Source organism: Pedobacter sp. Leaf250 (assembly GCF_920984735.1).
Taxonomy (GTDB): Bacteria; Bacteroidota; Bacteroidia; order Sphingobacteriales; family Sphingobacteriaceae; genus Pedobacter.
The window spans coordinates 1-26254 of record NZ_CAKLBU010000013.1 but is presented as its reverse complement, the minus strand read 5'-3'; the positions used below and the strand labels follow the sequence as shown (position 1 = coordinate 26254).

27 protein-coding genes and 1 rRNA gene are annotated in these 26254 nt (G+C 40.5%); 7 read left to right on the top strand and 21 right to left on the bottom strand.

Going from position 1 to position 26254, the window contains the following annotated elements; translation table 11 throughout:
* Positions 1 to 10: 10 nt before the first annotated feature.
* The 16 genes from traM to LUA91_RS12820 all read right to left on the bottom strand — a co-directional run bounded on the left by traM (position 11) and on the right by LUA91_RS12820 (position 12684).
* On the bottom strand, positions 11 to 1168 hold the full coding sequence (traM, locus tag LUA91_RS12895; protein ID WP_231426464.1) for a conjugative transposon protein TraM: 1158 nt from the start codon (positions 1166 to 1168) through the stop codon (positions 11 to 13).
* Positions 1165 to 1548: a hypothetical protein gene (locus LUA91_RS12890; RefSeq protein ID WP_231426463.1), complete on the bottom strand. Its 384-nt coding sequence runs from the start codon at positions 1546 to 1548 to the stop codon at positions 1165 to 1167. Before LUA91_RS12890 ends, traM begins: the two co-directional genes overlap by 4 nt.
* A 7-nt stretch (positions 1549 to 1555) precedes the next feature.
* Complete coding sequence (traK, locus tag LUA91_RS12885; protein ID WP_231426462.1) at positions 1556 to 2176, bottom strand: conjugative transposon protein TraK; 621 nt, start codon at positions 2174 to 2176, stop codon at positions 1556 to 1558.
* The gene (locus LUA91_RS12880) at positions 2176 to 3303 is read right to left on the bottom strand and encodes a plasmid transfer protein (RefSeq protein WP_231426461.1); all 1128 of its coding nucleotides are present in this window, start codon (positions 3301 to 3303) and stop codon (positions 2176 to 2178) included. The genes traK and LUA91_RS12880 overlap by 1 nt, the downstream gene beginning before the upstream one ends.
* A complete protein-coding gene (locus tag LUA91_RS12875; protein ID WP_231426460.1) occupies positions 3300 to 4070 on the bottom strand; it encodes a hypothetical protein in 771 nt (256 codons plus the stop codon). The genes LUA91_RS12880 and LUA91_RS12875 overlap by 4 nt, the downstream gene beginning before the upstream one ends.
* Entirely contained in the window at positions 4067 to 4735 is a 669-nt protein-coding gene (locus LUA91_RS12870) for a hypothetical protein (protein WP_231426459.1), read from the bottom strand. Before LUA91_RS12870 ends, LUA91_RS12875 begins: the two co-directional genes overlap by 4 nt.
* Before the next feature lies 1 nt (position 4736).
* Positions 4737 to 5387 carry a hypothetical protein gene (locus tag LUA91_RS12865; RefSeq protein WP_231426458.1) on the bottom strand — a complete coding sequence of 217 codons (651 nt, stop codon included), beginning with the start codon at positions 5385 to 5387 and terminating at the stop codon, positions 4737 to 4739.
* On the bottom strand, positions 5384 to 6046 hold the full coding sequence (locus LUA91_RS12860; protein ID WP_231426457.1) for a hypothetical protein: 663 nt from the start codon (positions 6044 to 6046) through the stop codon (positions 5384 to 5386). Before LUA91_RS12860 ends, LUA91_RS12865 begins: the two co-directional genes overlap by 4 nt.
* Positions 6043 to 8481, bottom strand: coding sequence for a TraG family conjugative transposon ATPase (locus tag LUA91_RS12855; protein WP_231426456.1), 2439 nt, complete (start codon positions 8479 to 8481; stop codon positions 6043 to 6045). Before LUA91_RS12855 ends, LUA91_RS12860 begins: the two co-directional genes overlap by 4 nt.
* Positions 8478 to 8753, bottom strand: coding sequence for a DUF4133 domain-containing protein (locus LUA91_RS12850; protein ID WP_231426455.1), 276 nt, complete (start codon positions 8751 to 8753; stop codon positions 8478 to 8480). The genes LUA91_RS12855 and LUA91_RS12850 overlap by 4 nt, the downstream gene beginning before the upstream one ends.
* Positions 8754 to 8769: 16 nt before the next feature.
* Positions 8770 to 9081, bottom strand: coding sequence for a DUF4134 domain-containing protein (locus LUA91_RS12845; RefSeq protein WP_231426454.1), 312 nt, complete (start codon positions 9079 to 9081; stop codon positions 8770 to 8772).
* 13 nt (positions 9082 to 9094) lie between these two features.
* Positions 9095 to 9412: a DUF4134 family protein gene (locus LUA91_RS12840; RefSeq protein WP_231426453.1), complete on the bottom strand. Its 318-nt coding sequence runs from the start codon at positions 9410 to 9412 to the stop codon at positions 9095 to 9097.
* Between the two features lie 3 nt (positions 9413 to 9415).
* On the bottom strand, positions 9416 to 9721 hold the full coding sequence (locus tag LUA91_RS12835; protein ID WP_231426452.1) for a hypothetical protein: 306 nt from the start codon (positions 9719 to 9721) through the stop codon (positions 9416 to 9418).
* Between the two features lie 15 nt (positions 9722 to 9736).
* Positions 9737 to 10357 carry a hypothetical protein gene (locus LUA91_RS12830; RefSeq protein ID WP_231426451.1) on the bottom strand — a complete coding sequence of 207 codons (621 nt, stop codon included), beginning with the start codon at positions 10355 to 10357 and terminating at the stop codon, positions 9737 to 9739.
* Positions 10358 to 10656: 299 nt separating this feature from the next.
* Entirely contained in the window at positions 10657 to 11628 is a 972-nt protein-coding gene (locus LUA91_RS12825; protein ID WP_231426450.1) for a toprim domain-containing protein, read from the bottom strand.
* A gap of 780 nt (positions 11629 to 12408) precedes the next feature.
* Complete coding sequence (locus LUA91_RS12820; protein ID WP_231426449.1) at positions 12409 to 12684, bottom strand: helix-turn-helix domain-containing protein; 276 nt, start codon at positions 12682 to 12684, stop codon at positions 12409 to 12411.
* Positions 12685 to 12931: 247 nt separating this feature from the next.
* Between LUA91_RS12820 and LUA91_RS12815 the strand changes: the two genes are divergently transcribed.
* The 4 genes from LUA91_RS12815 (at position 12932) to LUA91_RS12800 (ending at position 15762) form a co-directional block, all read left to right on the top strand.
* Positions 12932 to 14053, top strand: coding sequence for a hypothetical protein (locus LUA91_RS12815; RefSeq protein WP_231426448.1), 1122 nt, complete (start codon positions 12932 to 12934; stop codon positions 14051 to 14053).
* Between the two features lie 78 nt (positions 14054 to 14131).
* Positions 14132 to 14701, top strand: coding sequence for a hypothetical protein (locus LUA91_RS12810; RefSeq protein ID WP_231426447.1), 570 nt, complete (start codon positions 14132 to 14134; stop codon positions 14699 to 14701).
* 126 nt (positions 14702 to 14827) lie between these two features.
* Positions 14828 to 15268 (top strand): MauE/DoxX family redox-associated membrane protein, encoded by a 441-nt coding sequence (locus LUA91_RS12805; protein ID WP_231426446.1) that lies wholly within the window; start codon positions 14828 to 14830, stop codon positions 15266 to 15268.
* Positions 15269 to 15375: 107 nt separating this feature from the next.
* Positions 15376 to 15762: a hypothetical protein gene (locus LUA91_RS12800; protein ID WP_231426445.1), complete on the top strand. Its 387-nt coding sequence runs from the start codon at positions 15376 to 15378 to the stop codon at positions 15760 to 15762.
* Positions 15763 to 15818: 56 nt separating this feature from the next.
* On the opposite strand, the gene LUA91_RS12795 is transcribed toward LUA91_RS12800, so the two are convergent.
* From LUA91_RS12795 to LUA91_RS12785, 3 genes are read right to left on the bottom strand one after another with little or no spacing between them, the layout of a single operon-like run.
* Positions 15819 to 17192 carry a RagB/SusD family nutrient uptake outer membrane protein gene (locus LUA91_RS12795; protein ID WP_231426444.1) on the bottom strand — a complete coding sequence of 458 codons (1374 nt, stop codon included), beginning with the start codon at positions 17190 to 17192 and terminating at the stop codon, positions 15819 to 15821.
* 11 nt (positions 17193 to 17203) lie between these two features.
* A complete protein-coding gene (locus tag LUA91_RS12790) occupies positions 17204 to 20452 on the bottom strand; it encodes a SusC/RagA family TonB-linked outer membrane protein (protein WP_231426443.1) in 3249 nt (1082 codons plus the stop codon).
* 3 nt (positions 20453 to 20455) lie between these two features.
* Positions 20456 to 21025 carry a TlpA disulfide reductase family protein gene (locus tag LUA91_RS12785; protein WP_231426442.1) on the bottom strand — a complete coding sequence of 190 codons (570 nt, stop codon included), beginning with the start codon at positions 21023 to 21025 and terminating at the stop codon, positions 20456 to 20458.
* Positions 21026 to 21667: 642 nt separating this feature from the next.
* Between LUA91_RS12785 and LUA91_RS12780 the strand changes: the two genes are divergently transcribed.
* From LUA91_RS12780 to LUA91_RS12770, 3 genes are all read left to right on the top strand, one after another.
* Entirely contained in the window at positions 21668 to 21982 is a 315-nt protein-coding gene (locus LUA91_RS12780; RefSeq protein WP_231426441.1) for a hypothetical protein, read from the top strand.
* 71 nt (positions 21983 to 22053) lie between these two features.
* Positions 22054 to 22791 carry a LytTR family DNA-binding domain-containing protein gene (locus LUA91_RS12775; RefSeq protein WP_231426440.1) on the top strand — a complete coding sequence of 246 codons (738 nt, stop codon included), beginning with the start codon at positions 22054 to 22056 and terminating at the stop codon, positions 22789 to 22791.
* Between the two features lie 241 nt (positions 22792 to 23032).
* Positions 23033 to 24109, top strand: coding sequence for a sensor histidine kinase (locus LUA91_RS12770; RefSeq protein WP_231426439.1), 1077 nt, complete (start codon positions 23033 to 23035; stop codon positions 24107 to 24109).
* A gap of 1125 nt (positions 24110 to 25234) precedes the next feature.
* On the opposite strand, the gene tnpB is transcribed toward LUA91_RS12770, so the two are convergent.
* Entirely contained in the window at positions 25235 to 25600 is a 366-nt protein-coding gene (gene tnpB, locus LUA91_RS12765) for an IS66 family insertion sequence element accessory protein TnpB (RefSeq protein WP_231426438.1), read from the bottom strand.
* 561 nt (positions 25601 to 26161) lie between these two features.
* Positions 26162 to 26254, bottom strand: a 5S ribosomal RNA gene (rrf, locus tag LUA91_RS12760); the annotation flags it as partial.

Here is a 26254-nt window from a genome sequence, read left to right as displayed (position 1 = left end):
CAGATAATTTTTAGTGTTGACTGGATTGATCGACTAGGTAAAGCATGGATGGATAACTGATTCGGGCCTTATTTGATCGGATAAGCTTATTAACTGCCCCGGTGGTAGATTGAAACATTCTGCCCAAAAGACTCATTATTTGCTGATTTTTCTCAGAAGAAGAATCCATGGCAAGACCGGAGACTGCGCTGGCAGAAAGTTCTCGGCTGAACTCCCGGTAAGAAGAGGAAGGAATATAAATACCTTTAATTCCATCCAGATCATACACTTCCAGCTTAACAGGTAATATTTCGCCCTGAAAAAAAATAGACGAGATGCTTAAATTCACACGCTGAGAGGCAAAACCACTAATGATTGCATATACAGTGGTTCCTTCTTTTATTATTTTATCGCCAACCCGCACCGGGCAGGCTAAACGGATACTCACTCTGGATCCGGAGAATCCCGTTAATGATTCTCCGACCATGGCCTGAATAAAAGTGCCCGGTTTTGCTTCAGGCTTGATCGTATAAGCATCTATAGCTAATGGTGTAGATATTTTTACCTGCAAAGGCCGGACGGTATCCGCCGGCATGGTTCTATTTTTTGTCTTTATTGCAGAGTATGGCGCTGCTGCTGAAGAAACAGCGGCTTTATTCATACTGTCTACAATAGCCATCTGCTGACGAAAAATATTCATAGGATCTGATGCAGGGGAAGCTGGCTTTTGCTCTTTTGAATTAAGCGAGGAAAGCACTTGATTTAGCTTTTCAGTATCAGCAATGTCATGGCTTTTTTGATAACCCTTCCGCTCTGGTAGCCCCGGCACCATATAGCGCTGCTTCTGAGATTTTAAAACGTCGCTGATAGAATCCAGCATCTGCTTTTCTTTTTGATTATAAGCCGAGTGCAAATCATCCGACAGCGATTCTTCTGAATCAATGGTCGCTAAAGCGGTATAGCCGTCTCCCTTTTTATACCGCTGTTTAAAAGCCTGTAGCTTATCTTCCAATGCCTTATTAGAAACCGCTGGTGCAACCGAAGAGATTCCGGTCTGCAGTGCAGGATCATCCCTATGCACTTGCGCTTTGGCATTATAGAGTTGGAAGACATAAAATAGCAATAATATAAAAGGCAGGCAAATCAGGGGTATGACGTAGCGTGGTTTTTTAAAATTTATGGATTTCATTTATTAATCAGTTTTTGATTGAGTTGCTGGATTCTTTTTAAAATTTCCTCCATCCGCAGGCTATCGGTAGGATTTGGCTCCCCTTTATCAGCAAATGACTTGAGCTCGGCCTGTAAAGTGATCACTTCCAAAAGTAAATTGGGACTGGTCTGGGGTAGCATTCCGGGGTACTGGGCAACCTTTGCCGATAGTGAAGTGTAAGGTTTATCCGCCCGCATCAGCGTGAAGCTGAGCGCTGCAGAGATTCCCATCAGCAAAACCATTCCTACAATAATGCCTCTTGGATACCGGGTGGCAGTCTTTTTAAATTGCTTTCTAAAAAAATCTAAACCCGCGGAAAAAGCGCTGCTAAAAGCAGGGGGAAAAATATTTTCTTTCATAAATAAACTATAAAGGGTTCTTTTCAATGGTGGACCGGTCAGCATTTTCCAGAGTTTTCCAGGAAGTGATCAGCACCGCATGTGGATTATTTTCTGATCTGGAGGGCAGATCCCGAAGATGGCCTTCTGTAACCAGAGAACGCAGCGTGACTGCGCTTCTCCGGTCAATGCGCTGAGTGGCATAGTATCTAAAGTACCCCCTTTTTTCATCCAGGGTAATCGAGTCCATATGAATGGTAAGTACTGCAGATGAGGAAAGAACCGAACTGAAAAAATTTTTTTCCTTTAAATTATTGTACTGCTGTACCCCACTTTCATCGATAAGATACATCGCCTGCCGCATTTGGGACTCAATAAAATTCTCATCGGGTATTAAAGAAAAAAACAGGGAATGAAATCTGGAAATATGTGCTCTGTATTCCGCGCCCCTATTTATTTCCAGATCAGTTCTTCTGGCCAGCAACGGGCTGTTCCCGTCTTGAAGGACATAAATAGATTTTCTGGAATCCGAAACCTGCCGGTAGGCATATATGCTTACGCTAAGGGAAATGGCAAAAGCTAAAATGAAACTGCAAAGCGATAGCCTGGTAGCCAGGCGAATCTTGTCTTCTATATTTTTTACAATCATCACATACCTCCTACTGCGCTAGTGGCCATACTGCTGATTCTAGTCGCTCCACTACCCATTGCGCTCGCTGCCGAACTTACCCCAGAAGTGCTTACAATCCAAGTAGAAATACTTGGAACGGTAAACATGGTAATCGCGCCAATGACGAAAGTGATAATTACCATTCCAAAAGAGAGCACCCCGTTGGCGGCAAACCAGCTTAATTTCTCTATGCTTTCCCCCTCGCCGCTGAGCAGTTCGCTGTAGCGCAATATCTCCGCTTCTAACGCATATTGCTGGAACAGCGATGCTACATACATCACCAGATAAGCTATCCCTGAGTACAGGCTTACCGAAACAAATCTTGCAATCCACTCAGTGAAAGATTGACGGAAGGCAGGCAAAATACTCACTGCCACAGAAAACGGCCCAAGAATGATCAGGATGGTTGAAAAGATGATCTGCACAATAAAAATGACATAAACGCTGATTCTTAAAATCCAGATGGCCATGGTTTCTAAAAGCGAGCTGGCCAATAGCTGCAGACCTACCTGCAGGCGGTTGCGCATTTCCACTACCGGATTCCATACCTGTGAAAAGCCTTCCTTCACAGAACTTTTTACGGATTCCCATGCATTTTCATACCAGGTATCCGCTTCGCTCTTAGCGATCTCGGTACTGGCCTGAAGTTTAAAGAGTTCATCTGAGACATCCACCATCAGCTTCGCCCGTTGCATTCTCAGGTCATTGATATGACTTTGACTTCCATCAAAAAGTTGTTCAGTGCGGTTTTCTACCAGCGCCCCGGGATAGGCGATAACTTTGGTGAAAGCCGGCCACCACAATATTACCATCACCAGCCCGAAAGGACGAAGCAATGGCATGACTTCTAGTTTTTTATCTCCCGAAATCATACCATAACAGATAATGGCAAAATAAATCAGCATCAGTATTGCGCATAAGGCCTGCGCATCGGCTAAGAACACATCATAATGAGTCCAAATGGTATCCTTCATCCCTTTTAAAAAATGCATCATTCCTTCCTCGTATACCCCATTTCCCTGCAAAAAATTAAAAGTATCCTTAAAGGATCCCGGAACATCTACTTGTAGTAAAGGAGGCAGATTTAAAAAATTCATTAAGCTCATAATTTCGAATTTTTAAGGATTTTGTTTGCTATTTCGATATCGTTTTTGGCGACTGGGCTCATGCTAGTTTCTCTCTTTTTTACCTTTTCTTTATCATAAGAGAGATTCAGGTAGCTTCTGCAATGGCTTTTTTTATCCTCCCAGCTCGCCCGGAGCTTTCGGCATTCCAATAGCAGCCGGTGATAAGAAAGGATTCTGGATCCTCTATCCATAGGCAGGCTTCTGGCAAAGGAAAGGCGTTCAGACAGCGAAGCATACTGCTCATCATACCACAAGCTTAACCCGCTGGTATATAAGTAATTTATTTCCCTTGGACCTAGTCCTAGAAATCTGTCATTATAATCGGCGGAAAAACTGGAGAATTCATCTGAATAATACAGTGACCACAAAGGGTCAAGGTTGGATAATAATGGAGAATACGCAACATAATTAGCAGCTGCGTTTTCAGCGAGCGTGTCTGAATGCTTTTTGTAATCATCCGTAGCTTTGCCCATAGCGACCGCTAATCCAAGTCGCATGGTCTGTGGCCCTGAAGGGCCTAATGGCCTGAGATCCTGCTTTGGGTAATTGGGGTGAAGGCCCCAGGTCATCCAGTAAAGAGGGTTGAGGCCTAAGAAACCCGAGGTTGGGGTAAACTTTTTGCGGTCCCAAGATTTGAATACCATTCGTTCCTGCTGATTGATGATCGCATCATCGCGGATCTTCATCTGAGCATTCAAACTCAGACCAAAGAAAAATAGGGCCAGACCCAGTAGTAATAATTTCATTTTTTTAGCATTTTATAGTTTAAAATAATTTGTCCGGCGAGACGTTGATCAGTATTGATAAAATCCTTAAAGGGATTAATTTGCTTAATAAAAGAGCGTTGAGCAGCCCAGAACATGGTTTTGTGAAGGGAAAACACTAAGGCTCTGATGAGCTTTAATTCAAGTGAAATCTTTTTGATCAAGCCATCACGCTTTTCAAAATTGAGCAGTAAATTTTCCCCCTCTTTTAATGCCAGCTGGGACACATCGTTTACCAGCTTGATTCCTCTATCCTTTAACTGGCGGGAAACCTGCTCTGCAAAAAGCAAAAGATGAGGATGCCTGGAAGCAAACCCGATCATTTCCTGTGAAGAAGAAAAAATTTCAGCACTCAAAGCGGCGATTTCCTTTACCGCCAAGGCAGTTTTCAAGCCCTGATCGACCTGGGTCAGCGAGCGGAGGATAATCTGCTGGGTCAAAACCAGCGCCGAGGTATTGAGCTTAATATTTTCTAGGTTTCGATTCATCTGATCGATAGTACTCTGCATCATCATTTCTGAAGATATCCGGGCAAAACCATTTTCATTGACAATGGCAAAATGATCCTTATCAAAAACTACGCTTTGCGCATAGCTGGTCTTTCCATAGTGAATACAAAAGATTAGAAGGATCAATAAAATTCTCATATCATCTGAGTTGGTGAATCCTGGAAAGGATCCTGGTGATTAATTCCCGGTCTTTGATTGCAGCATCGGGAAACAGTACAGCTGGAGGAGCGAAAACTGGTTTTGATGCTTTAAGGGTTCTGCAAAGTCCGGATAAAATTATAGAGATAGACCTTAGCTCACTCACCACAAAACCTGAAAGGATAAGCCTGTCTGCCCGTGGCATCGCATTGATTTGCCCGATACTTAAAGAAATCCCATACAAATATTTCAGTAGTTTGGCGGATCTCTCCACGAGATCTTTTTGGGTTTCGGCGGCAAGAAAGATTAGTACGGGATTATCTTTGCATAGAGATATGAGTTTCATCTGGTCTTCAGAGATCTTGCCGATCAATGGCAGGGCTTCCTGGCCGATTTGCACCGCATCAATGGTGAGTCCTATAGCTGAAAACCTTTTTGCATTATTGCGGTAAGTGGTTTTCAGCCATCCCTGTTGAAGATTATTACTCTGCTCACTTGCGGCAGATAATCCTTGCTTATCGCGCAACCCGATTTGCCGGGAATGCTCTGACCGGCTGTTATCAACGAGCTGATGGAGCAGGGCAACGTTGAGCTGTGAGAAACAAGGGAAGCTGACTGGGATAAGTAGAAAAACCATAATAGCTGCTTTCATTTTTTTAGAAGTTTACTTTTGAAAAGCACCTCATCGGCGATACGCTTATCCACGTTTATGAACCGCGAATAGGGATTTACCGAATTCCAGAATCCGCGCACCGATGCCCAGTACATCCCCCGGTAAATCCCGTAAATTACACCCCGAAGAATAGAAAGCTCAGTAACGATCTTTCCAAGCATCCTGGATCGTTCTCCTGCATCCATGAGATTATCCTTTGATCCATGGAGCACAAAACCGCTGACCTCCGCTGACAGGCGAAGTGCCCTTGAATGGAACTCTTCAGCCCCCTTTTGCGCAAAAAGCAGCAAGGCAGGATTTTTTGCAGCAATATTGACTGCCTTTTTCCCATCGATAAAAATATCCTCAGTAATTTCATAGATATCTTTAACCGCAAGAAGACTGCTTAAGGCTGAGGATACCTCGGTAAGCCCGCGGAATATTTTGCTCTGCAGATCATTGGCTATGGCGAGTTCAGCTGCAACACTCAGCTGTGCCCGTTGAAGCACGGTGAGCTTGTCATTGGTATTATTCAGCTGGGAATTAATAAGCACTGAATGGCTTGCCATTGCTGCAGAAGTGCTTGGATCTACATAGACCTGGGCACTGAGCAGTAGGGGTGTACCGCTAAAAAGGAGTATATAAAGTAATTTGTTCATCTCTTGGAGTTATTGACTTGATTGATAAATTCATTTAAAGAAAGGGCTGAGCTTCCCAGATCATAAATAAAAGCGTCCAGGGCGTTCTGATAATTTCCATGATGCGATAAGTAATATTCCAGCGCCCTCTTTTCAGGTTTCTCTGTAGAAAAGGTCATGTATTGTCTTAGCGAAACCTCTACTCCATAAACTTCTCCAGTGCTGCCCCGCTTAATGTAAACTTCCTTGAATCTGCCCCGTCCAGACCTATTATCCAAAGAATTGATGGTAAAGATTTTCTTCTGCTCGGTCTCACTTAAAGATAGTAGCGCGGCAACTTTGGCATAATCATCTCGGAATTTACCCTGATCAAGCAGACAGATGGTATCTGAATTGGCAATAATGCTGTTTTTTACCGTTGGACTGGAGATAATATCTTCTAATTCCTGAGTAACCACTATCGCCTCTCCATAAAACTTTCTCACCGTTTTGTACATATAGACCAAATAAGAGGCCATCAGTTCTGATGCAATTGCCTTCCAGGCCTCCTCTAAAATCAGCGCTTTTCGCTGATGATTACGAAGTCTCATCTTTTGTAAGAAGACATCCATAATGATCAAGGTGACAATTGGAAAAAGAACTTTATGCTCTCGAATTGCATCAATTTCGAAAACGATAAGCTTTTCCTCTAATAGCGAAGAATCTGTAGCCAGGTTCAACAGCAGCCCAAATTCCTCACCCAAGCAAAATTTCCTTAGCACAAAGCGGTAAGCATCCACATCAAAACCGACATGATCCTGCGCGCAGATTTCGCGTATCCTTTGGATGGAATAAAGATAAAAGGCATCAAAGTTGAGCTCCGCCTTGGATCCCTTACCGCTAAAATGAAAGGCGTAAAAAGAGGAGATAACGCTGGAAATAATGCTGTCTTCCACAGAGGATACCTGACCATTTACCCCCTTTAAAAGCAGAAAAATCAGTGTCTTTAAAAAGTCTCGTTTCTCAATATTATATTCCGAGGCTTTAAAGGCAAAAGGATTCATGGTAATCGGCTGCTCTTCAGAGTAGGTGAGATATCTTCCATTGTAGTAGGCGCAAAGTCCGCTATAGGAATGCCCGGTATCTACAATCACCACATCCATATTGTAAAGCAAATATTGCTCAACCAGGCTATTCATAAAAAAAGATTTTCCAGATCCAGAGCCCCCCAGCACAAATTTCGAGCGGTTAGAAATTCTCCCGCTGCTCATCGGCAAATCCGCGGGATCAATGCCAATTGGAATCCCGCTGCGGTCAGTGAATCGGATGAGAAATTTGGACTCCTCACTTAAAGGAAGCCTTTCTTTAAAAAAAAGGCAGACGGCAGCTTTTGCGCTAAGCAGCACTAGATCATACTTTTTCATTGCTGCCGCGTTGGCCGGAAGAGATGCTCTAAAGAGTTCGAGCTGATTATAGGCATTTCTGCTGGGAATGATGCCAAGTGAAAAAAGAGAAGACTCAACAAAGTTTAGAGCCTGCTGAAGTTTTTGTGCTTTACAGCAGAGCAGTAGATTGTAATGAGCATGAATCAAGAGTTGATTGTCCCTTGCAACCTCGGAAAGCAGCTGCGAGATATCCTGTTCGCAAAGCCGGTTGGCCGGATCAGGAATACCCGCATGGCGCTTTTGCTTCAATGTGAGTGCAGAAATGATGCCACGCTGGGCAGGAATAGAGATGATTTGGTTATAAATCATGCATTCAAAGCCGGGCACCTGGTGTAAAAAGGACAGATTATCAATGGGAAAATCCCGCATGGCCTTACCATCGCTTTTTTTCTGAAATGCACTCAGCGCAGCAGGCAAATCCATTGCATCGCTATCAATTAAGGATAAACAGCGAACCGAATTTTCGCCGATTTCTAACTGGTGGTCACTGGAAAGAATATTGTTTTTTGAGCTGAGCTTTGCAGAGAAATCCATGCAAAGGCATTGTTGAATATAACGGTCCATCTCCGCCTTGTTTAAAAGATAGGGATCCCGGCCGGCCTGTTGCAAAAGATCAAGAATTTTAGAAACTGAGGTGGAAAAACTATGTAGTGATTTTTCATCGAAAACATAAAACCTTCCCCTGTCGACCACTTTAGTTAATATTAAATATGTTTTCATTTCAGTATATGGCCGGCCTTCAAAGTGCTGATCATAGGCTTTTTGAAGATATTCCTTACTCTTTAAAGGCTGAAATTTGCGGGATATGAAAACATCTTGCTTTTGTAGCAAATGCCCCTCTCCGATCACCTTGATAATTTTCATCAGCAGTTCCTGAAAATCATGATATCCCCTTTCATCTGCGCTCAGCACTAAAACCGGATTCTCTATCCGGATCACAACAGAATAATCTCCGGAACGGGTGTAGAGCATATCCTTGCCTGCAAAATTGCTGTAGCCTAAATACGGCAGGTCAAAAACGTGCGTTTTCATAACTTAAGTCTGTTTTGATGTATAAATAAGCCGATGGCTTTTGATTTATTGTGCAAGCCGCCTTTCTGACGGTACAAAGTGTAGCTGAATAGTCCACCCGAAAGAAAAAAACTGATTAATATCCCAAGATACATACTGGAGAATGCACCGATGAGTCCGCCAAAAAACAATCCTGAGGCCAAAGAGGCTATACCCCAACCGATGTATTTTCCCTTAAGCCCCTTGTAGCTCAGGGGCTGAGCTAAGCCTTTATAAATAGGATAGCGTTCCATATCAAAGCTTATTTGCTTAAACGCCAAAAAATGCTTTAATCACGACTGAAACCAGCACCAGAAAAATACACGATCCGCCCCAGCTCATGACTTCTTTGCTGATATCCCGGTCTCCGGAATTCCACTTGATATAGACCATAATCCCACCAATGATCCCTACTACTGCCCCGATCGCCAAGGTCAGGGTAGATACCGGGTCGATGTAACTGGTGAGAGTAGAAGTTGCGGCATTAATCCCGGTCGTGCCTCCACCACTCTGCGCAGATGCGCTAGCGGTAATCACTGCGCCTATTGCTAAGGCGCTTAAAAATTTTGAGTTTTGTTTCATAATAAGTTGATTTTTATAGTCTGAATAATCCGCGAAGAAATATTCCGCAGACATTTAAAAAAATGCAGGAGAATAACCACCCAGTCACCTCTCTATCAATGTGGTGTCTTCCGGACTGCCAGTTTGCAAACACACGCAGGCCGCCTAAAAGTCCAGCAATCGCCCCGATCACAAAAGCCAGATCACTAAATGAGAAATAGTGCTTTTTAATTTCAGCACTCGCCTGATAGAATTCGGGGATTCCAGGGACCTGCGCCCTAAGGGTTTGGGAAAAGCTGCACAAAAGAAAACCAACCAGTATGGCACCAAAATGCCTTTTCGTTTCTGTCATGGCTTATATCACCGTCTTAGTGTATTCGATTGCCTCTGCCTGTCCTTGGGTAATCAACCTGCTGACCAGTAAGGCTCCAGGAGCGTCAAGTTCTCCCGAGCAAAGCGTGGAACTTTCTTCTGCAGCAAACTCTTCTTCGATAATCATCGAAGCATCTATTGGCTCCTGCTCTGTATCGATCAGATAAACAGGGAAAGATTCATGCTGAGCTTCCCCTGGAGCAAATGAGAGTAAATCAAGCGCGACATTGATCAAGTAATATAAAAAATAAGCGCCAAAGAGATAAATAATGAAAGTTGTCCAGTTCATAGTTTATAGATTAAATTAACTTACCTGTAAATACTGATCAGAAAGAAGTCCCAAAGGAGCCCAGAAATCAAAAAGAATCTGCGCAGAAATACTCAGGCTTTCCAAGCTCTGTAGCCCCAGATGAAAACTTAATGGCGCGGAAAGCTTTCCTAATTCCCTGAGCAGCCGCTGGGCGGAAATGGAGTGTTCACCGTTGACATGCTCTCCCTGCCCGTTAGGCAAAAAGATGCTGTTGGAGTTTTTTGCAACTTTAGCTGCAATCAACGCATAGCGAATAGCGGCACTGATGCCCAAAGTTCCATAAGTGAAGGGGATAATGAAAGTATTGATCTCCTTGAATATTCTGATATATAGCTGATCTTCGGATAACTTAGGCAGATCAAAAAGTAACACCACATCTTCTCGGGAAAGCTTATTTATTAGCAGCGGCGCTTTGGAAAGATCTGAGGCAAAGAATTCGAAAGGAAGATTTTCTTCAAGCAGTAAAGATCTCTGGTGTAACATTTCAAGCGAACGCTCATAGGTGAGATCGATTAGATAAACAGTTTTATTTAAGCTGGCCAGATAATGCGCCATAAGTAAAACCAGGGTCGTGCTTCCGCAGCCGCCCTTAAGATTTGAAAATGCAATATTCATAAATTTGGTTTTTGAGGTTTATCGTTGCACTACCCTTGCACGCAGATATGGGTACGATCAGAAGAGATCCAAACGTGATTAATCCATTAATACAGATCCTTCTTTTACTACTCCTGTTCTGTGGCCAATGACAATTAAGCCCGTGATTTTTGGTCTATTAAAGATATAGAGTATCTCTAATTGATGTTTTTTAATACAAAATCGGTATTCAGGTGATTTGCACCCGCTTTCAATTTGATGATATATATTAGTATTGAGATAAAAATACAGCCCGCAGATTCTTCTTTTGTGTTGCAGTTTCATCTGCCAGAAAATTTGTTTTCTGTATTATATATTGGTTGTCCTGAACTTATTTTTACCTCAAACTGAGATTGCTTTAGCTTGAGCTGGGATTGATGTTGCTCATTAAAGTCATTATATCCGGCATAAATACCCGAGCGGTCTATAGCCCATGGAAGTTGCTGCTTTATCACTCCGGTTGCCTTTTCCCCGGCCAGGTCATGATCAAAATAGATATCTATAATAGGGAAATTTTTGGCCAGGCTGATCCCGGAAGAAAGAAGCGAAAGAGAATTGAGCACGATAGCGGTAGACCCCTGGGAATCAGATTGTGCCTTCCAACTTAAAAAATCCATCATTCCCTCAAAAAGGCTGACTTTATTTTCATTACCTGTAATTACGTTCAGCCCCTTACTTCCCAGGCATCCTTTAAATCCACTACTTCTCACCTCCCATCCTCCGAGATCATTTTTCCAGCCTGCTGCGGCAAAAGACATCCTGGTTTTGCCTTCAGGCTTTATGGAATAATAGAGTTCTCTTAAAGGAGAACTTTCATCATAAATCCCGCGCGATAGCAAATATGCTTTGATTTGCTTATTCCCGCCAAGTGCACGGTCTTCATGTACGATATAGCTCGGATGGCGCATGGGAATTTCAAGCTGCTGAGGTTTTGCCGTAAGGGGTAAATGGTTCGACGGGGCTGATCCCATTACAGATAATAATTTTTCTACCACCTCTCTAAATCCAAGCATCGGCCACAGCGCTTTGGCCAGATCAAAAATTGTTCCGCCCTTGCCCATTCCATGGTCATACCACAAACCAAGCTTATCATTTACACAGAAAGATGGATTTCTGTCCCCCTCCCTGAGCATCGAATGGTAAAAGTATTCACCTCCTGAGTAACGTTTAGGTTCCTGGCCCAGCAGGTGAAGAAATGAACTTATCGCATTTTCATTTCGAATCTGTTCGAGATCAAATTTGGTTTCATTCATATAAATTTATTTTACCCTTTTCTAGGGCGGTTTAAAAAACTGTCGGGCGCGCTTTTAATACAGCGCTCAGCCTGCCAAGGATATGCGGCATAGCTTTAGTAAAAAATTTAGCTCAGACACATGAGTTTTCTTAACATAAGCGCGATGTTAATCGCGTGGCTTCAGGCCTTTGGATGCTACTTGGAAATCACTTCTATTCGAAAGGCATTCCTGATCTATTTCTTTATTAAAAAAAGATCTATTGAATAAAAAGGATGGTGCCATTTGTTAAAAGCTTCTCTAACAGACCTGGGCCTGGCATATAAAATATTTTCGGAATTACCTGCGTCAGCCACTTTGGACCGGGATTTCTCCTGCCAATGCGTTTTCGGTTTGGGGCTTTCACCCTCCCCTTCGCAAAATTTCCGGCATGACCCGGATAATGCATCATTCCTATACGTCAAAGAGTTGAAGAAAATCTTGCCGATAAATCTTTAATGATACAGGCAATCTTTAATCATTCCAGAAACGCATCCCTGCCTTTCATGCCCTGAAACTATAAAGTAGATTTTGCAAAAAACTCTTTTGAACTGAATTGGGCTACTATGAGCTAAATTGGGCGATATTGAGCTGTAGTAACGGATCGATGCTCTGTGGTATCCGAAAGATTAAAGCTGATTTTTGTGTGCTCTTTTTTCTCTTCGAGATAGCCGCTGATATATGAACGCGCTCTGTGCGTTCATATAATCTAGCAATTCGTGCATCTCGAAATTTAACAAATGGTATTTATTTAGCCGCCAGCTATATTTTTCCGCTTTTAATACTATTAAGATATTCTTTATGTAATTCGCTTTTATAAAAACGGTCACCTCCAGGAAATTTCATTGGTTTTAATGCACCTTCACTAACTTTACGCTTATAAGTACTTTCACTAATTCCCAGGTATTCCTGCACTTGTTGTCTGGTCATAAATTGATCATCTTCCAAGTCTTTTCTTTTTTCCAAAAGTTTATAATGTTGTTCCAGCAAAAAATAGATTTTGTAAATAACCTCGGTTATCTGATCAATCTTGTTCATAATTATTCATCTAAAAGTTAAGGGTCAGCAGATATATTTTTCGGCTAAAAAAACGAAAGATTCGAGCTGTGGTCAAGTTGCCCCGGGATGGCTAAAATTGCAACCGCTTGGATCAGGAGAAAGCAAATGATCTCATGCTCAGGTCACGGCTATGCACCTGGTTGGAATAATTTCCTCATCATTCGATGTAATAAATTGAGCCCAGTAATTCTCACTTGCTAATTTCATCACCATAAACCTCACTGTTATGACTTACGAAATCAGCTATTTATACCATTATTTTATAACACTACGTAGTGGTAATAAGGAAGACATTCAGGATCTGGATCCGCCAGAAGATCTTGATATCGAGTACATGAGAATCATCTCCCGGATCAATTGCTATCTTCCTGATTGCGGACCTTCTGGTCTTAAAATTTATATCAGAATCCAACAGTACGCGATCATCAGGTTTTCAGACATGCTGGAGAGTGCGATAGAGGAGTGGAGATCTTTAGCAGCGGACCTCAGCATCCTGGAAAAGCTACAACTGTTGAGCGAACAGCTACTCAACTATCTGATCGCCTACCATTATCAATCATTTAATCATCTGGCCATATCCAGCAGATATAGGATGAGAGACTTTAAATATCAATATCATCAGGAAGTTTTAGGGTTCATCAGTATCCTGTCTAAAATGAGCTTTGAAAACCTGGATATAAAAAACTTTGAGCAATATCTTTTTTTCGAGCATTTGAAATATAATTTTGAGAACCTGGAATACCAGTTAACTATGATTAAATTTTTAAGCGCGAGAGTAAGAAAATGTGGAAACGAAATTCAACTCATGCACCTTCTATTACAAGCTGGTGTAAGCCATCCATTATTTTTAGAACATTTTCAGCTTACCATTATTCACCAAATCCAGTCTCAGCCAGGCGCTACCCAGCAATACAAAATCCTCACCGAATCAAAAAGAGCCATAAAACTTCTTCCCTTTACCGGAGAATCGCTATTGGATAAACAATCCCTTAAAATGAGAAAAAAGATGCTGCAGTTCTTAAATAATGAAAAAGATTTCCTCAATGAATTAAAACTTCAGAATAGTGAATTCGCTGCTGTTGAGCTTCTGGATTCAAAATACAAAGTTTCTTTCTCGGTCAAACAGTTGGCATTTTATGCTTTTTTAAATGTAAAAAGCGGAATCATCACCGAACAGCGTGCCAAAAGAATCCATGAATATGCAATATCACACATCCAGACAGCCGAGCAGGATTCCATATCGGAAAAAAGTTTTAAAAATGCTTATTATCTACATGCACCCGAAGACGTCAGAAAGGTAATAGAAAAATTAAGTAGCATGCTGGCGATGGCCAGAAATTACTATTAGATGATCGCCTTGCCATAGGTGGCAACTTCTGCAACTTGACTGCCTGCGAGATGTTAATTTCTTTTGTAAGGAAAAAACATGAAAGCAAACTTACTGTTTCAGGCACTCAATTCCATTCATCAAACTTCCTATGGCCTTCAGGCCTATCTTCAGGTAGCTCTGGAAACCCTTGAATTACCAAAGAATTATCAACTGGGTGATGACCATCACCAGCGGTACCCACTTTGCTTTATAGTTGATGGCTTTTTGAAAACCACTCTTGAAAGCAAAATTGAGCCAGGGATACGCACCTTACTTTTTCATTCCAATCAGTCATTTTTAGCGCAGTTTGCGCCCTTGGATGTAAATGATTATTCCATGGTCACTATAGCAATAGTGCCTACCACTTTACTGGTTATACCCGAAAAACACCTATATCCCATCCATCAGTTTTTTCCGGAATTCCATACTATTATCTCAAAGCTGTATCAAATACAAATGAGTAATATACTTTTTCAGGTCTTTTCCCGTCAGCATCACTCGGCAACGCATCGTCTGAACGATTTACTTTTAGAACAAAAAGATATTTTTCAGATGACATCGGTAAGTGATGTCGCAGGATTTTTGGGGATTCACCCCAATTCATTGAGTGCGCTTAAAAATAAATAAGATTCATTCTGGCAGATTTTCTAAGGAGGAGGTAGCGGGTAGACTTTAAAAAGCTTCATTTTCTAATCTAGAGCAGGTGGGCGGATCACTATTGGTTTTGAAATTTGAGTAGTCAAATCAATAAATATGAAAATCAAAGCCAACATTTTAGAAGAGCTAAGCATTAACCTTATGATCATAGTCTGGGGTTATGCGGCGATATCTAAAATATTGGACTTCAAAACGTTCTCTCAACAGATCATCCGACAATTCTCTCCCACTGAGATTGGTATACTGATCGCTTACGCCATCCCTTGCATCGAGCTGCTCATCATAGCACTGCTTATTTTCAAGAGTACCATTCATTATGGAGTAAAGTTATCCACCGGCTTGATTGGAATATTCACGCTCTACATTGGCTTTATGGTTTTTGGTTTTGCAGGCCAAGTCCCATGCAGCTGCGGAGGTATTCTGGAAAAAATGAGCTGGAAGGTACATTTTGTATTTAACATCCTATTTCTGATTACGCATTTAATACCGCTCTCACTCATTAACACATTAAGGAAGGAGGCAGGCAAAGAGCATTAATCACAACATTGATTTTAGCGAAGAATAGTAGCTATAATCAGGAAAGTCAACCAAAATTTACACAAACTTTTTCGCTTGCTTTTTCAAGGAAAAAAGCATTCTTAAACATGAAAAATTCAAATTTCAATCTTAAAGGCATACTTGCCTTTGCTTTTTCTCTAGTAATGGTTGCCGGACTTTCGGCCTTTAAACCACTAAATCAGGATGCCTCAAAACGTCTGAGGTATAACTTCTATTACAGTGGTCCTGCTACCGCAACCCAGATGCAGGTAGAAAATCCTGCCAATTGGGCAACAGGATCTCCACAGGAATGTGGTGGCGGTGAAGACAGGCCGTGTTCTATTGAAGTAGATGAGGCTTATGTAAATCCCGGATCAACGCCGACATTGAAATCCAATATTAATCTTTCCACTGCGCAAAGTGCACTCCATAGTACTTACTACGTAGACGGAGCTGATGATAGCTCGATTTCAATTGATAACAAAGCGTTCTAATCATACAGGCGGGGCCATCCAGCCCCGCCATGTATTCATCATTATCTAAACTAATACTATTGATTTTGTGGAATCCCGCTAATGGTGATGACGTCCGTTGGTAAGGGTAATGCATAAAACCTGGATGCAGGATTCAGACTGATTTCCTGGCCATCGAGTTTATGGATTGGGGTAATGTTTGCACCCTCTTTATTCTGCCTTTTTATATCGGCCCATCTGGTTCCCCTCATCAGCATTTCTTTTCTCCTTTCCAGTCTAATCTGTTTTAGCGCTAAATTTTTGTCTGCAATATTAAAAGCTGGAAATGGTGCGATTGACCTCCATCGCTTTTTACTCAACAGGTTCAAATCAGCCATAGCCCCGATCAAGTCACCAATATAGGCTTTACACTCTGACCGGTTGAGGTACTGCTCAGCTGTGGTAAGACCGCTAAAAAGTGTAGATGCATGAGCAGAATAACTGCCCTTGAATACAGGATATCCTCCAACCATCCTAAAAAATGCAGTTCTTCTCAGATCATTTAGCGCATAGGATGCATAAAGGGCAGTATCGATTAAAGCATAGGTTGGGCTATGCAAAGCAAATCCAGCGAACATTTCAGTATAAAAAATAGTCTCCTTATTAAACTTTTTCACCGGGATGTTAGCACTTAATGCATTTAAATCACTATCTCCGTTATAATCCATCAGCTCTGGTTTTAGCGCAATAGCAAGATCAGCATATTTAAGCCCCATTGCATAGTCTCTCATATAAAGACCAGTTCTGGAGAGCAAGGCATAAGCTGCTGCTTTAGATGGCCTCAAAGAATGCAAGGGGAAATCTGGTAACAATGGGATTGCCTGTTCTAAATCTCTAATAACCCTTTGATAACAGGCCTTTACGCTCGATCTGACCGAAACCTCATTGAAATTCGAGCTTTCCCTGATCACAATCCCTAAATCAGTGTCAGAAGTTTGTTCATCATAGGCCAGACCATACTGCGCGGTTAATAGCAGATAATAGTAAGATCGGAAGAATAGCGCAGATCCTTTGACATTATCCCAGGCTAACGCATTGGAAGCGTTTCTTTCCACACCACCGAGTAACTCGAGCGCTAAATTTGAATTATAGACAGGCAGGTAACTTTTTGACCAATCATTTCCGTAGTTGATGTTTATTGGCTTCCAAGAATAAACGTTTTTTGCAATAGCGCCCAACCTGGTCAAATTTACAGCGGAAACAAAATAGTCATCAGCTGAAGTTTCTCCGTAGGAGGGAGTGACCGGATAATTCATAGTGACTGCATCATCCAGTAATCCCTGTAGGTCAGCGATGGTTTTTGGAACCACCAGTTTATCGTCAGATTTTGCCTCCAGATATTTTTTGCATCCAGAGGTAACCAGGCCAAGCCCTAAAAGCAGGGCCAATAGAATTTTATTAGTAGGCTTCATAATTTTTTGATTTAAAAGTTACCTTTCAAGGTAAATACATAATTTTTTCTGATGTTAAATGATACGGCGTAGTCTGGATCCAGGTGCTCTTTATTTGCCCTCCACAAAATCCCTGCATTCTGCACTCCGGCAGTAAATTCCAAGTTCCTCATTGGAAAGCGCCATTTCCCAGAATTAAAGCGGTAGGAAAGATTGATATATTGCAAGCGAAGGTTATCTGCTTTAAGCACATTGACTTCGCTGAACTGGTAAAAGGAATCTCTGTTATTATCAATGGGATAAATAAAGGAGGGGACATTCGTAGTTGCCTCGTCTCCGGGATTTTGCCACCTGAGGGAATAATCAGGATGCGATTGCCCCTGCTCCACCAGGCTGGAGTAGCTTAGTGTAGGACGGGTAAAATAGTAACCCAGCCGGTAAGAGATATTGAAGGCCAGGGATATTCTTTTATAGGAAAAGCTATTGATGATAGACCCAAATATTTTAGGACTGCTTACCCCATTAAAAACCAGGTTATCACCAGTAGTGGAGGCTTCTAAAAAGATAGCTTCATAATTTGTACTCAGCTTGCCCGCAAGGTAACCCTGAGGATTTCCTGCCCCATCAAGCCCACCCCATTTATAGGATGAAATTCCATATAGCGGCATTCCCTCATTCGGATTAATTGTTGTGCCATTGCCCAGAAAATTATAGATACCACTATTAGCCGGCCTGTGATATTTCACGGTTTTATCTTTATTGAAATTAAAGTATAAGCTACTCTCCCAACCAAAATGTTCACCTATAATATTTCTTGAAAAAAGTTCCGCGTCAATGCCATAGCCCTTCATATCTGCTACGTTACGGGTAAGGGTACTTCTTCCAGCCCAACCAGTGTAATCATATGGCGTAATTCCATAAAGATCAGAGCCGCGCTTTTGAAAGTAGGAAATGGTACCACTGAGCCGCTTTGCCCTAGTCTCAAAACTCACCTTTACATCCAGCTGAGATAACTGTTCCCATTTTAGGTCCGGATTATTGACTGAAGAAATCCTTGTATAGGGAAACCCTGAGATCGGGTTTGTAGCATATCCCGCGATTGGTAAGGATGTTTTAGTGAGATCAACATTTCCTGTATATCCGAATGTAGCATTAATTCTCAAAACAGGTAGAAAGTCAATATTATAGAACTGCTCTTTAGAAATTGCCCATCCGATCCCGGCAGACCACAGCGGTTTCCATTTGTCATTGGTATTGGCACCGAAAATATTTGATCCATCTTTTCGAATGCTTCCCGAGGCCAGGTATTTCCCAAGATAGCTATAAGAGGCATTACCATAAAAGCTTAAAAAGCGGTAATTGGTATGACTTGGTGAGGCTGAGGAACCGATCTGCGCTAAACTTCCGGTGATAAAGTTTGGATAATAATTTACGGCATCTACGTTTGAACTGGTCAAAGGATCTCTTTGGTAACCATAAAAAACTGATCCTGAAGAAAATGTCTGAGCATCTCTGGCCTCTACTCCCGCGATCGCCTTTATCACATGAGCTCCAATTGACTGATCAGCGCTAAGCTGAAATCTTCCGGTATTGGAATAGGTTTTTGTATTGCCCATTCTCATTATCCCACCTTTGGGAACAATGTATCTAATCACTCCAGTTGTTCTGTTAAGCTGAGAAAAAGAATTGACAATATCCCGTGCATTAAAACTTTCGCTATCTGAAAAATTTTCCAGATCCACGTTTTGCCGCTGCAGCTGATAACTGGCTTCTGCATTTAGCCAGTTAAATATTTTATAATTGGCGCTTATGCTCCCATAAATTTCATTTCTTTTGGTAATAAAGCTGTTATGCCTGTATTCTTGGGTTGGATAATATCTCCAGTCTAGTAACTTGCCTCCGCCGGCAGTATCGGTATATAATGAGCGGTAAGTTCTGTCAATGGAAAGTGGATTACCTGATGCATCTTCAAAGGAGAGATAACTGGGATTTCGCTGACCCAGGAGCTGGGTTCCCCATGCAGGCATACCCTCTTCACTATTTGCGGAGGTAATATATAAGTTAGTAGAGATGTTTAGGTTTTTAACAGGCTTAAATTGATTGGATAAATGCACATTTATTTTGTCTGATTTACCATAAGTTTCAGAGATGCTTTTATCGTAATTTCCAGAAATTAAATAGCTGTAATTCTCAGCTCCCCCACGAAGATTCAATGAATATTGCTGGGTTACCGGATGAGTATAGAAGTTATCCAGATAGGATTTTCTAACATCATTTTCCCCAAGCAGGTCCAGTGCATTCAGGGCTTGATTTGGAGGTAGTTTCCCATTGCGTTCATTGAGCAGGATTTCAACAGCAGGCGTCAGCGGCAAATGCGGAAGGCGAATGATCCTGTCATCAAAGTACCCTGAGCGAAAGAGCTTCTTTTCTATTTCGATATATTCTGCAGCACTCACGATTGGAATACTTAAAAGATCTGCTTTTTGGGTTAGCTGAAGACTTGCCGAAAATCCGATTTGCATTTTCTGGTTCAGTTTACCCTTTTTGGAGGTAATCACAATTACACCATTGCCTGCTCTTGCGCCCCAGATCGAAGCTGCTGAGGCATCTTTTAAAACAGATACGCTTTCTATATCGTTCGGGTTAATATTATTAATATTCCCTTCGTAAATATACCCATCCAAGACCACTAGTGGATCGAGTGGACCATTAATAGTTCCCAATCCACGTATGGTTATGTTTGTGGAATTCTGGGCATTCGGATTGCTTTTGCCGATGTTCTGAAGCAACCCTGAACTCTGACCAATAATCCTATCCAGGATGTTTGTCCCTTGAGTAGCATTTAAAGACTTCTCATTGATGACCGATACCGTTCCATTGATTTCATTGGGTTTGAGCTTCTGATACCCAGTGCTTACCTCAATTTCTGAAAGCTGCTGAATGTCAGGAACTAATCTAATATTCAAAGGCTGAGAGAAATCAAAAGTGCTGGTGATAACGCGTTCGGCAGAAACGTAGCCAACCACGCTGAATGTTATCGTATCTGGCAGATTTATGATCCGGCGAGCATAAAGGCCACTTTTTGAAGATAAACTAGCGCCATTTCTGCGTGTTTTGACAGATACAAATTCCTTTTCTCCTTCGGACAACATAATCTGACCTTTTAATTGTCTTTCTGTTATTCCTTGCGCATACAGTGATGCAATGGATAGAACTAAAATGGTTAACGTTAGAAGCAACAGGGTAAGTAAGTTTGGTTTTTTATTTTGTAAAGTATTCATGGCCTATCGGATTTTAGTTTTTAGATTTAGTTCGAGACCTGCGATAAGTCTTTTGACATTTTCTTCAGTCACTTCTTCAGTAATCGCTTTAACTCTGCCGTCTGGACCGATAAGAACATAGTGTGGTAAGGCACGATGTGGAAAGAGCTGCTCTAGAATTCTCTTTTGCCGTAATGAAGGAATACTTACCTGAAAGCCGTCTGCTTTTCTATCTTCGAATAATGAAACTATTGCCGCCCTGGAATCTCGATCACTGTTATTGACTAAAATAATCTGGAGATTTTTCTGGTATTTTGATTGCATTTCTTCCAAATGCGGAAACCCTTGAATACAGTTCGTGCACCAACTGGCCCAGAAATCAAATACAATAGCCTTACCAAATAGCGATTTTGTATTAATCGTTCCACTTCTTGAATTGATTGCATCCTCAAAGATTATATTGGGTAATTTATCTCCTATACTTAAAGCAGTAATGGGAGCTTTTTTTTTGATTGTCGGAGTTTGACCGGCAATTTTGGTTAGAAATAAAAGGCAAAGCACAGCCACGCCCCCTAGAGAGATCATTTTTTTCATAAAATTTGTGTTAGTTGATTTAGATAATAGAACCCTGTTTGGAAAAGTATTGGGTAAGCTGAAAACCACAGGTCAGGTGAACCATTACTAAATACATTAATAATAAAACTAGTCCTGTGGTTTAATAGAAAATCTTATTCTGGATTTTTTGGTTTTAGCGCATACATCCTGTCAAATGCAATACCGCATCTACTAACACAAAAAGTGTTATTTTCATTTGAAAAATTGAAAACTAAGCTTAGTCCTGATTCTTTAAAATCAGTATCAACATGTAAACATCCTAAATAACTTAGTTTCATACTCGTATAGATTATACGAGTCCTGCTTGAAAGAGAAAATCATAAATATGGATTCTGCCAACCGTAACTTCATTCAGTTCTCAAGCCTTATGTTGACACGGAATTACAGCAGAACCCATACTTATTTAAAAATGCTAAGATAGCACTTCCAAAAAAGATATGGGCATTATTTTCTGCTGTCTTGCGTCAACGGCTTGAGATATGAAGTTGCAAGACTCTAATATATGCCTGTAAATATTATTCGAATATAAACAAAAATCCACAATAAATAAATTTTAATTGACGATTAATACTTATTAAGAGTTGAATCATAATGTTTTTAACACTTTAGTGTGTAAAGAAAATGGAATACTCAGACCCAAATGAAAGCTTAGAAGATTTAGATGCTGATTTTTTAGCAATAAGATCTTTATTACTTTCCGGATCAATTAAGTCTATGTACAAACTGGTAACGTTAAGTCCGACAAAAATAGCTAGACTTTTAGGACTCAACTATGCATCTTACCACTCGAAACTTGTTAATCCAGAGAAATTCACAGAATTTCACATCAACATTTTAGCCTACGCAATACATATTGATCCTAATGTCATTCACAATGTCATTCAACACCAAATCCAACTTAAGGTGATTGAAAGAGTTGAAAAATTTAGAAAATGATGCTGTAAGGGAGGAGTATGACTTGAAAGTAAAATAATAGTTTGGTGTTATTAACGCTTAAATCTCTCAATATGATTAATAAAATTAGATGCGTCATAGTAGATGATGAACAACATGCTAGTAAACTACTTGAAACCTATATAAGTAGTATTCCAACTTTAGAGTTGGTAAGCATTTATTCAGACCCTATCAAAGCCTTGGCAGGAATTACAAAAAAAGATAATATTGATATTGCATTTCTTGATATTGAGATGCCAGATCTATCTGGGATTGATCTTGCAGCATCGATCAAATCAAAAATAGGAAGCATCATTTTCACCACCGCGTATAAAGATTATGCTGTCGATGCTTTTGATTTGCGCGCAAATCATTTTCTAGTTAAACCTATTAGGCAGGCTAAATTTGTAAAGGCTGTGATGGATATTATTGACGACGATCTGCCAAGACTTGAAAAAATTGATAAAGATTTTCTGTTTTTCAAAACTGGAGAGAAAGGAAAGCTTACGCGTGTGAAAAAGCAAGATATCATTTATTTCGAGGGAGCGGGCAATTACGTCAAAATGGTTACAACTAGTTTTGATCAGTTAATATATTTGACGCTTCATGAAGTACAGCAGCTGTTCAAAGCTGACGCATTTTTCAGAATCCACCGCTCGTATGTTGTAAACGCTGGAAAAATAATTAGCACATCCGGAAATATGTTAGAATTCGAAACGTCTCACAAATTACAAATGAGTGACTTTTACAAGGAAGATATAATTGACTTTTTAAAATATTATACGATAGAAACCGGCCGGTTAAAAAATTAATTGTAATAATTTCCCTAATAGACTCTTGTCCCGTTGGAAATAATTATCACACTTGTTACTGTCGGATCTGTACTCGACATACTAGATCTTTCTTTTGACTGAAAAACGAAAACTGTTTTCTTTTTTAATCTCTGATTTTTTGTTTTCATACTTTTTTTTAATGAAACTAGCAGAGAATGTTCCTTTAAATAAACTTATTACGTAGGATGCTCTTCACATTATGTACAAATCCCTATTCGCCATGATCAATTACTTAGGAGAAATAGTAGAAAAGTATAAAATCCATTTTTTAAGTTGGATGATTTATATACCCTGTGAGATCATTATTGTAGGACTTGCAAATAATAGCTTTGGAACAATAGGAAATTACGCGTCGCATTATCTCTTAAATATTGCCTTCTTTTATGCTTGCGCAAAAATTCTTTTCCCTATTGTTTTCAACCAAAAAATTAAATGGGTATGGAAACTTCCTTTAGGGCTTATTTTAACTTTTGGAATATATTTGTTTTTCAACTACCTGCTGGATAAACAAATCAGTATGCTTACTCAGTGGATTGAGGTAGATGATCTGTTAACAGATCAACAGTATATATTTAGGGTATTATGGCGGGCAAGTCAATTTTTATATTTCGCTGCTTTTTTCCATCTGTTCCATGTTTACCAAAGAGAGCAGAAGGATAAAGAGATGGCCAAGGATGAGTTATACCAAATAAATTTAAAGACAAAAAATATTGCTCTAGAACTTACCGATGCAAAGAATGCGCATCTGCGCGCGCAAATAAATCCTCATTTATTATTTAATACTTTAAACTTCGTCTACCAAAAAGTATTGGACGCATCTCCTCAAGCGGCGGAGATGGTGATGACTTTATCAGATTTGATGCATTATAGCCTAGATACCAAATTCTCTGAGAGCATGATTAATCTTGAGGAGGAAATCGAACAGGTAAATAATTTAATTAAGCTTCATATGATGAGGTTTAATTATGAGAATTATATAAGCTTTAAATACACTGACGAGATAAAAGGCATAAATTTCTTACCTTTGATCTTAATTACGTTTATCGAGAATACATTGAAACATGGAAAACTTAACGATAAAACTAATCCTGCCGTGATAGAAATCTATACTGCGGGCAACCTGCTTAAAATAACAACTAAAAATCTTATTGATCATAGTAAAAACTATGGAGGACAACATACAGGACTTTCGAATACTGAAAATCGTTTAAAAGCGATTTATGGAGATAACTTCAAGTTGGATTACCGATCTGATAATCTCTTTTTTGAACTCGATCTTGAAGTTAAAGTCAAATAGATAATATCATCTTGTGGTGATAGTTATTGGTCAACGTTTGAAATTTGCGGTTTACCTAAAAAAATCTGCTAATATTGATAACAGCAATATATTTATAGCGAAAGATATTTGCAGCCATCAAATCGAAATGTATTGCCTTTTATAAGGATAATGACAACTATCTTAATTCACTGTTATTTCAGTTGCTTCATTCTGACTTAATAAGCCCTTAAGTAGTTTTTTTGCCTATTAAATTAGAAAGAATGAGAAAATAAGTTATTCTAACTCTTCAGTCTGGCCAAGCGTTGAGATCAATATTCCCTTAAATACCTTCCTGCTGATCGCAAACAATTCAACCCAAAAATGAAAAATGTTGACTTATTTAGCCTATTGCCTTTTTAAGGAAGTAGGTCATTATCTTTTACAAAATCTTTATCCGTGATGTGAATTCGACTATTCAGCAGATCATATCTGAGATACTTATAATCCTCGCTATGGCTTTGTGGTGTCCATCCTGCGATTGATACGAAATCACCCTATGCTAACTTTTACCGTTTGGCCCGACATTAAAGCATTTGCCAATGTAGACCAGTTGGCCATTTTTGGAAAAATATCAATGCAATTCCAGCTGTTTCAATATTACATATACCTATCTATCAATTTGCATAGTAAGATGCTTATTTGCCCACATCTGCTCAGGCACTCTGCCTTATCACGGAATAGGTTTAAGATTATATTCTTCCTCCTCTCCTACCGCGGTAAGCTTTGGCTTATTCTTTTTCGACAGCATGGAGGTTTGTGGCTTATTTTTACAGCTTTGGCAGGTTCAGGTACTGTAACCTCGATGGTTACTTCCTCAGCCAGTCCAAGGCGAAGCTGATCAGGAGTTTGTTCTCCACCCAGATAGCGTTCACTTTTACTGCCAAAGCTGAGCTTGAGCAATTATTCTACCCGGTGCAGCAACTGTTCATTGATCGCACGCAATTGCTTGAGATCCTCCCTGATCAAGATGTTATCCTGCCTGGTCTGCTCGTACAATTCCTTATAGTCAATATGCTCTATTGGCTGCATCAGTGGTTTTTTATTATCTTAAAAATAAGAAATACCATCCTTTTGTGCAAGTATTTTCTGATGTTTTTTTTTGCCTTATTGCTCTAAAGTCAATTTCGTTTTCCTGTTACCGGTACGCTGTTTTTCTTTCTGGAATTCTATGCCCCGTATCACCTGCAATAACTGGATTTCACTGATATGTCTACCCTGGCCATCTGCCCGAAGCGGGGGTATCTGAAAGTTTCCATTGTCCATTTTCTTATAGTAGATCACAAAACCCCCATGCTCCCAAAACAGCAGTTTGATACTCTGGCGGGATCGGCTTAAAAAGATAAAAACGTCTCCATTACCGGGATCTCTATTCAATTCACCTCTGACAATGCCTGCAAGCCCATTAAAGCTTTTGCGCCCATCAATGCAGTCAGGATAAACAAAGTACTTTTTCTCGCTAGACACCATCATCCCTTATACTTATTAAGTAATGAACCAATGTAATCGGCCTCAACCTGTTGATGAAGGTTAATTATCAGGTTACCTACACATAAACTAGCGAAAACTTTTGGTAAAGGCGGCGCAGCCGCTATCGGTTCCTCAGCTGAAAGTTCTATGAACTTACCCTGAGTGGCATATTTACCCTCGCGCCGATGTTTTTGCCAGGTGTAAAAAGTTCCGCTAGGTATATCATGGGATTTGCAGAACGATGCAATCGAGGTAGTATCCCTAATTATTTCGAATTCCTTTAGAAGCCTGATAATTTCCTGCTTGCTACGAAAATTGATCTTGCGGCCTGTTTTGATATTTCGATGCTCCATAATAATAAATATTTTATGGAACCAAATTTAGATTATCAGCAACAGCAAGTCAATATGCACCGTAGTGTTAGCTTAAGCAATATCGATGTTCCAGACAATACCGTTCGGATCCGGCGGATGCATCCCGGTCCGGGATGGACCGCCCCAAACGCAGAAACCCCATCAGCTGTTGCTGACGGGGTTCTTTTAATGCCCTTTATGGGGCTTTAAGATTTGGCACCGACCTACTCTCCCACGTGTTACCGCAGTACCATCGGCTCTGGTGGGCTTAACTTCTCTGTTCGGAATGGGAAGAGGTGGACAC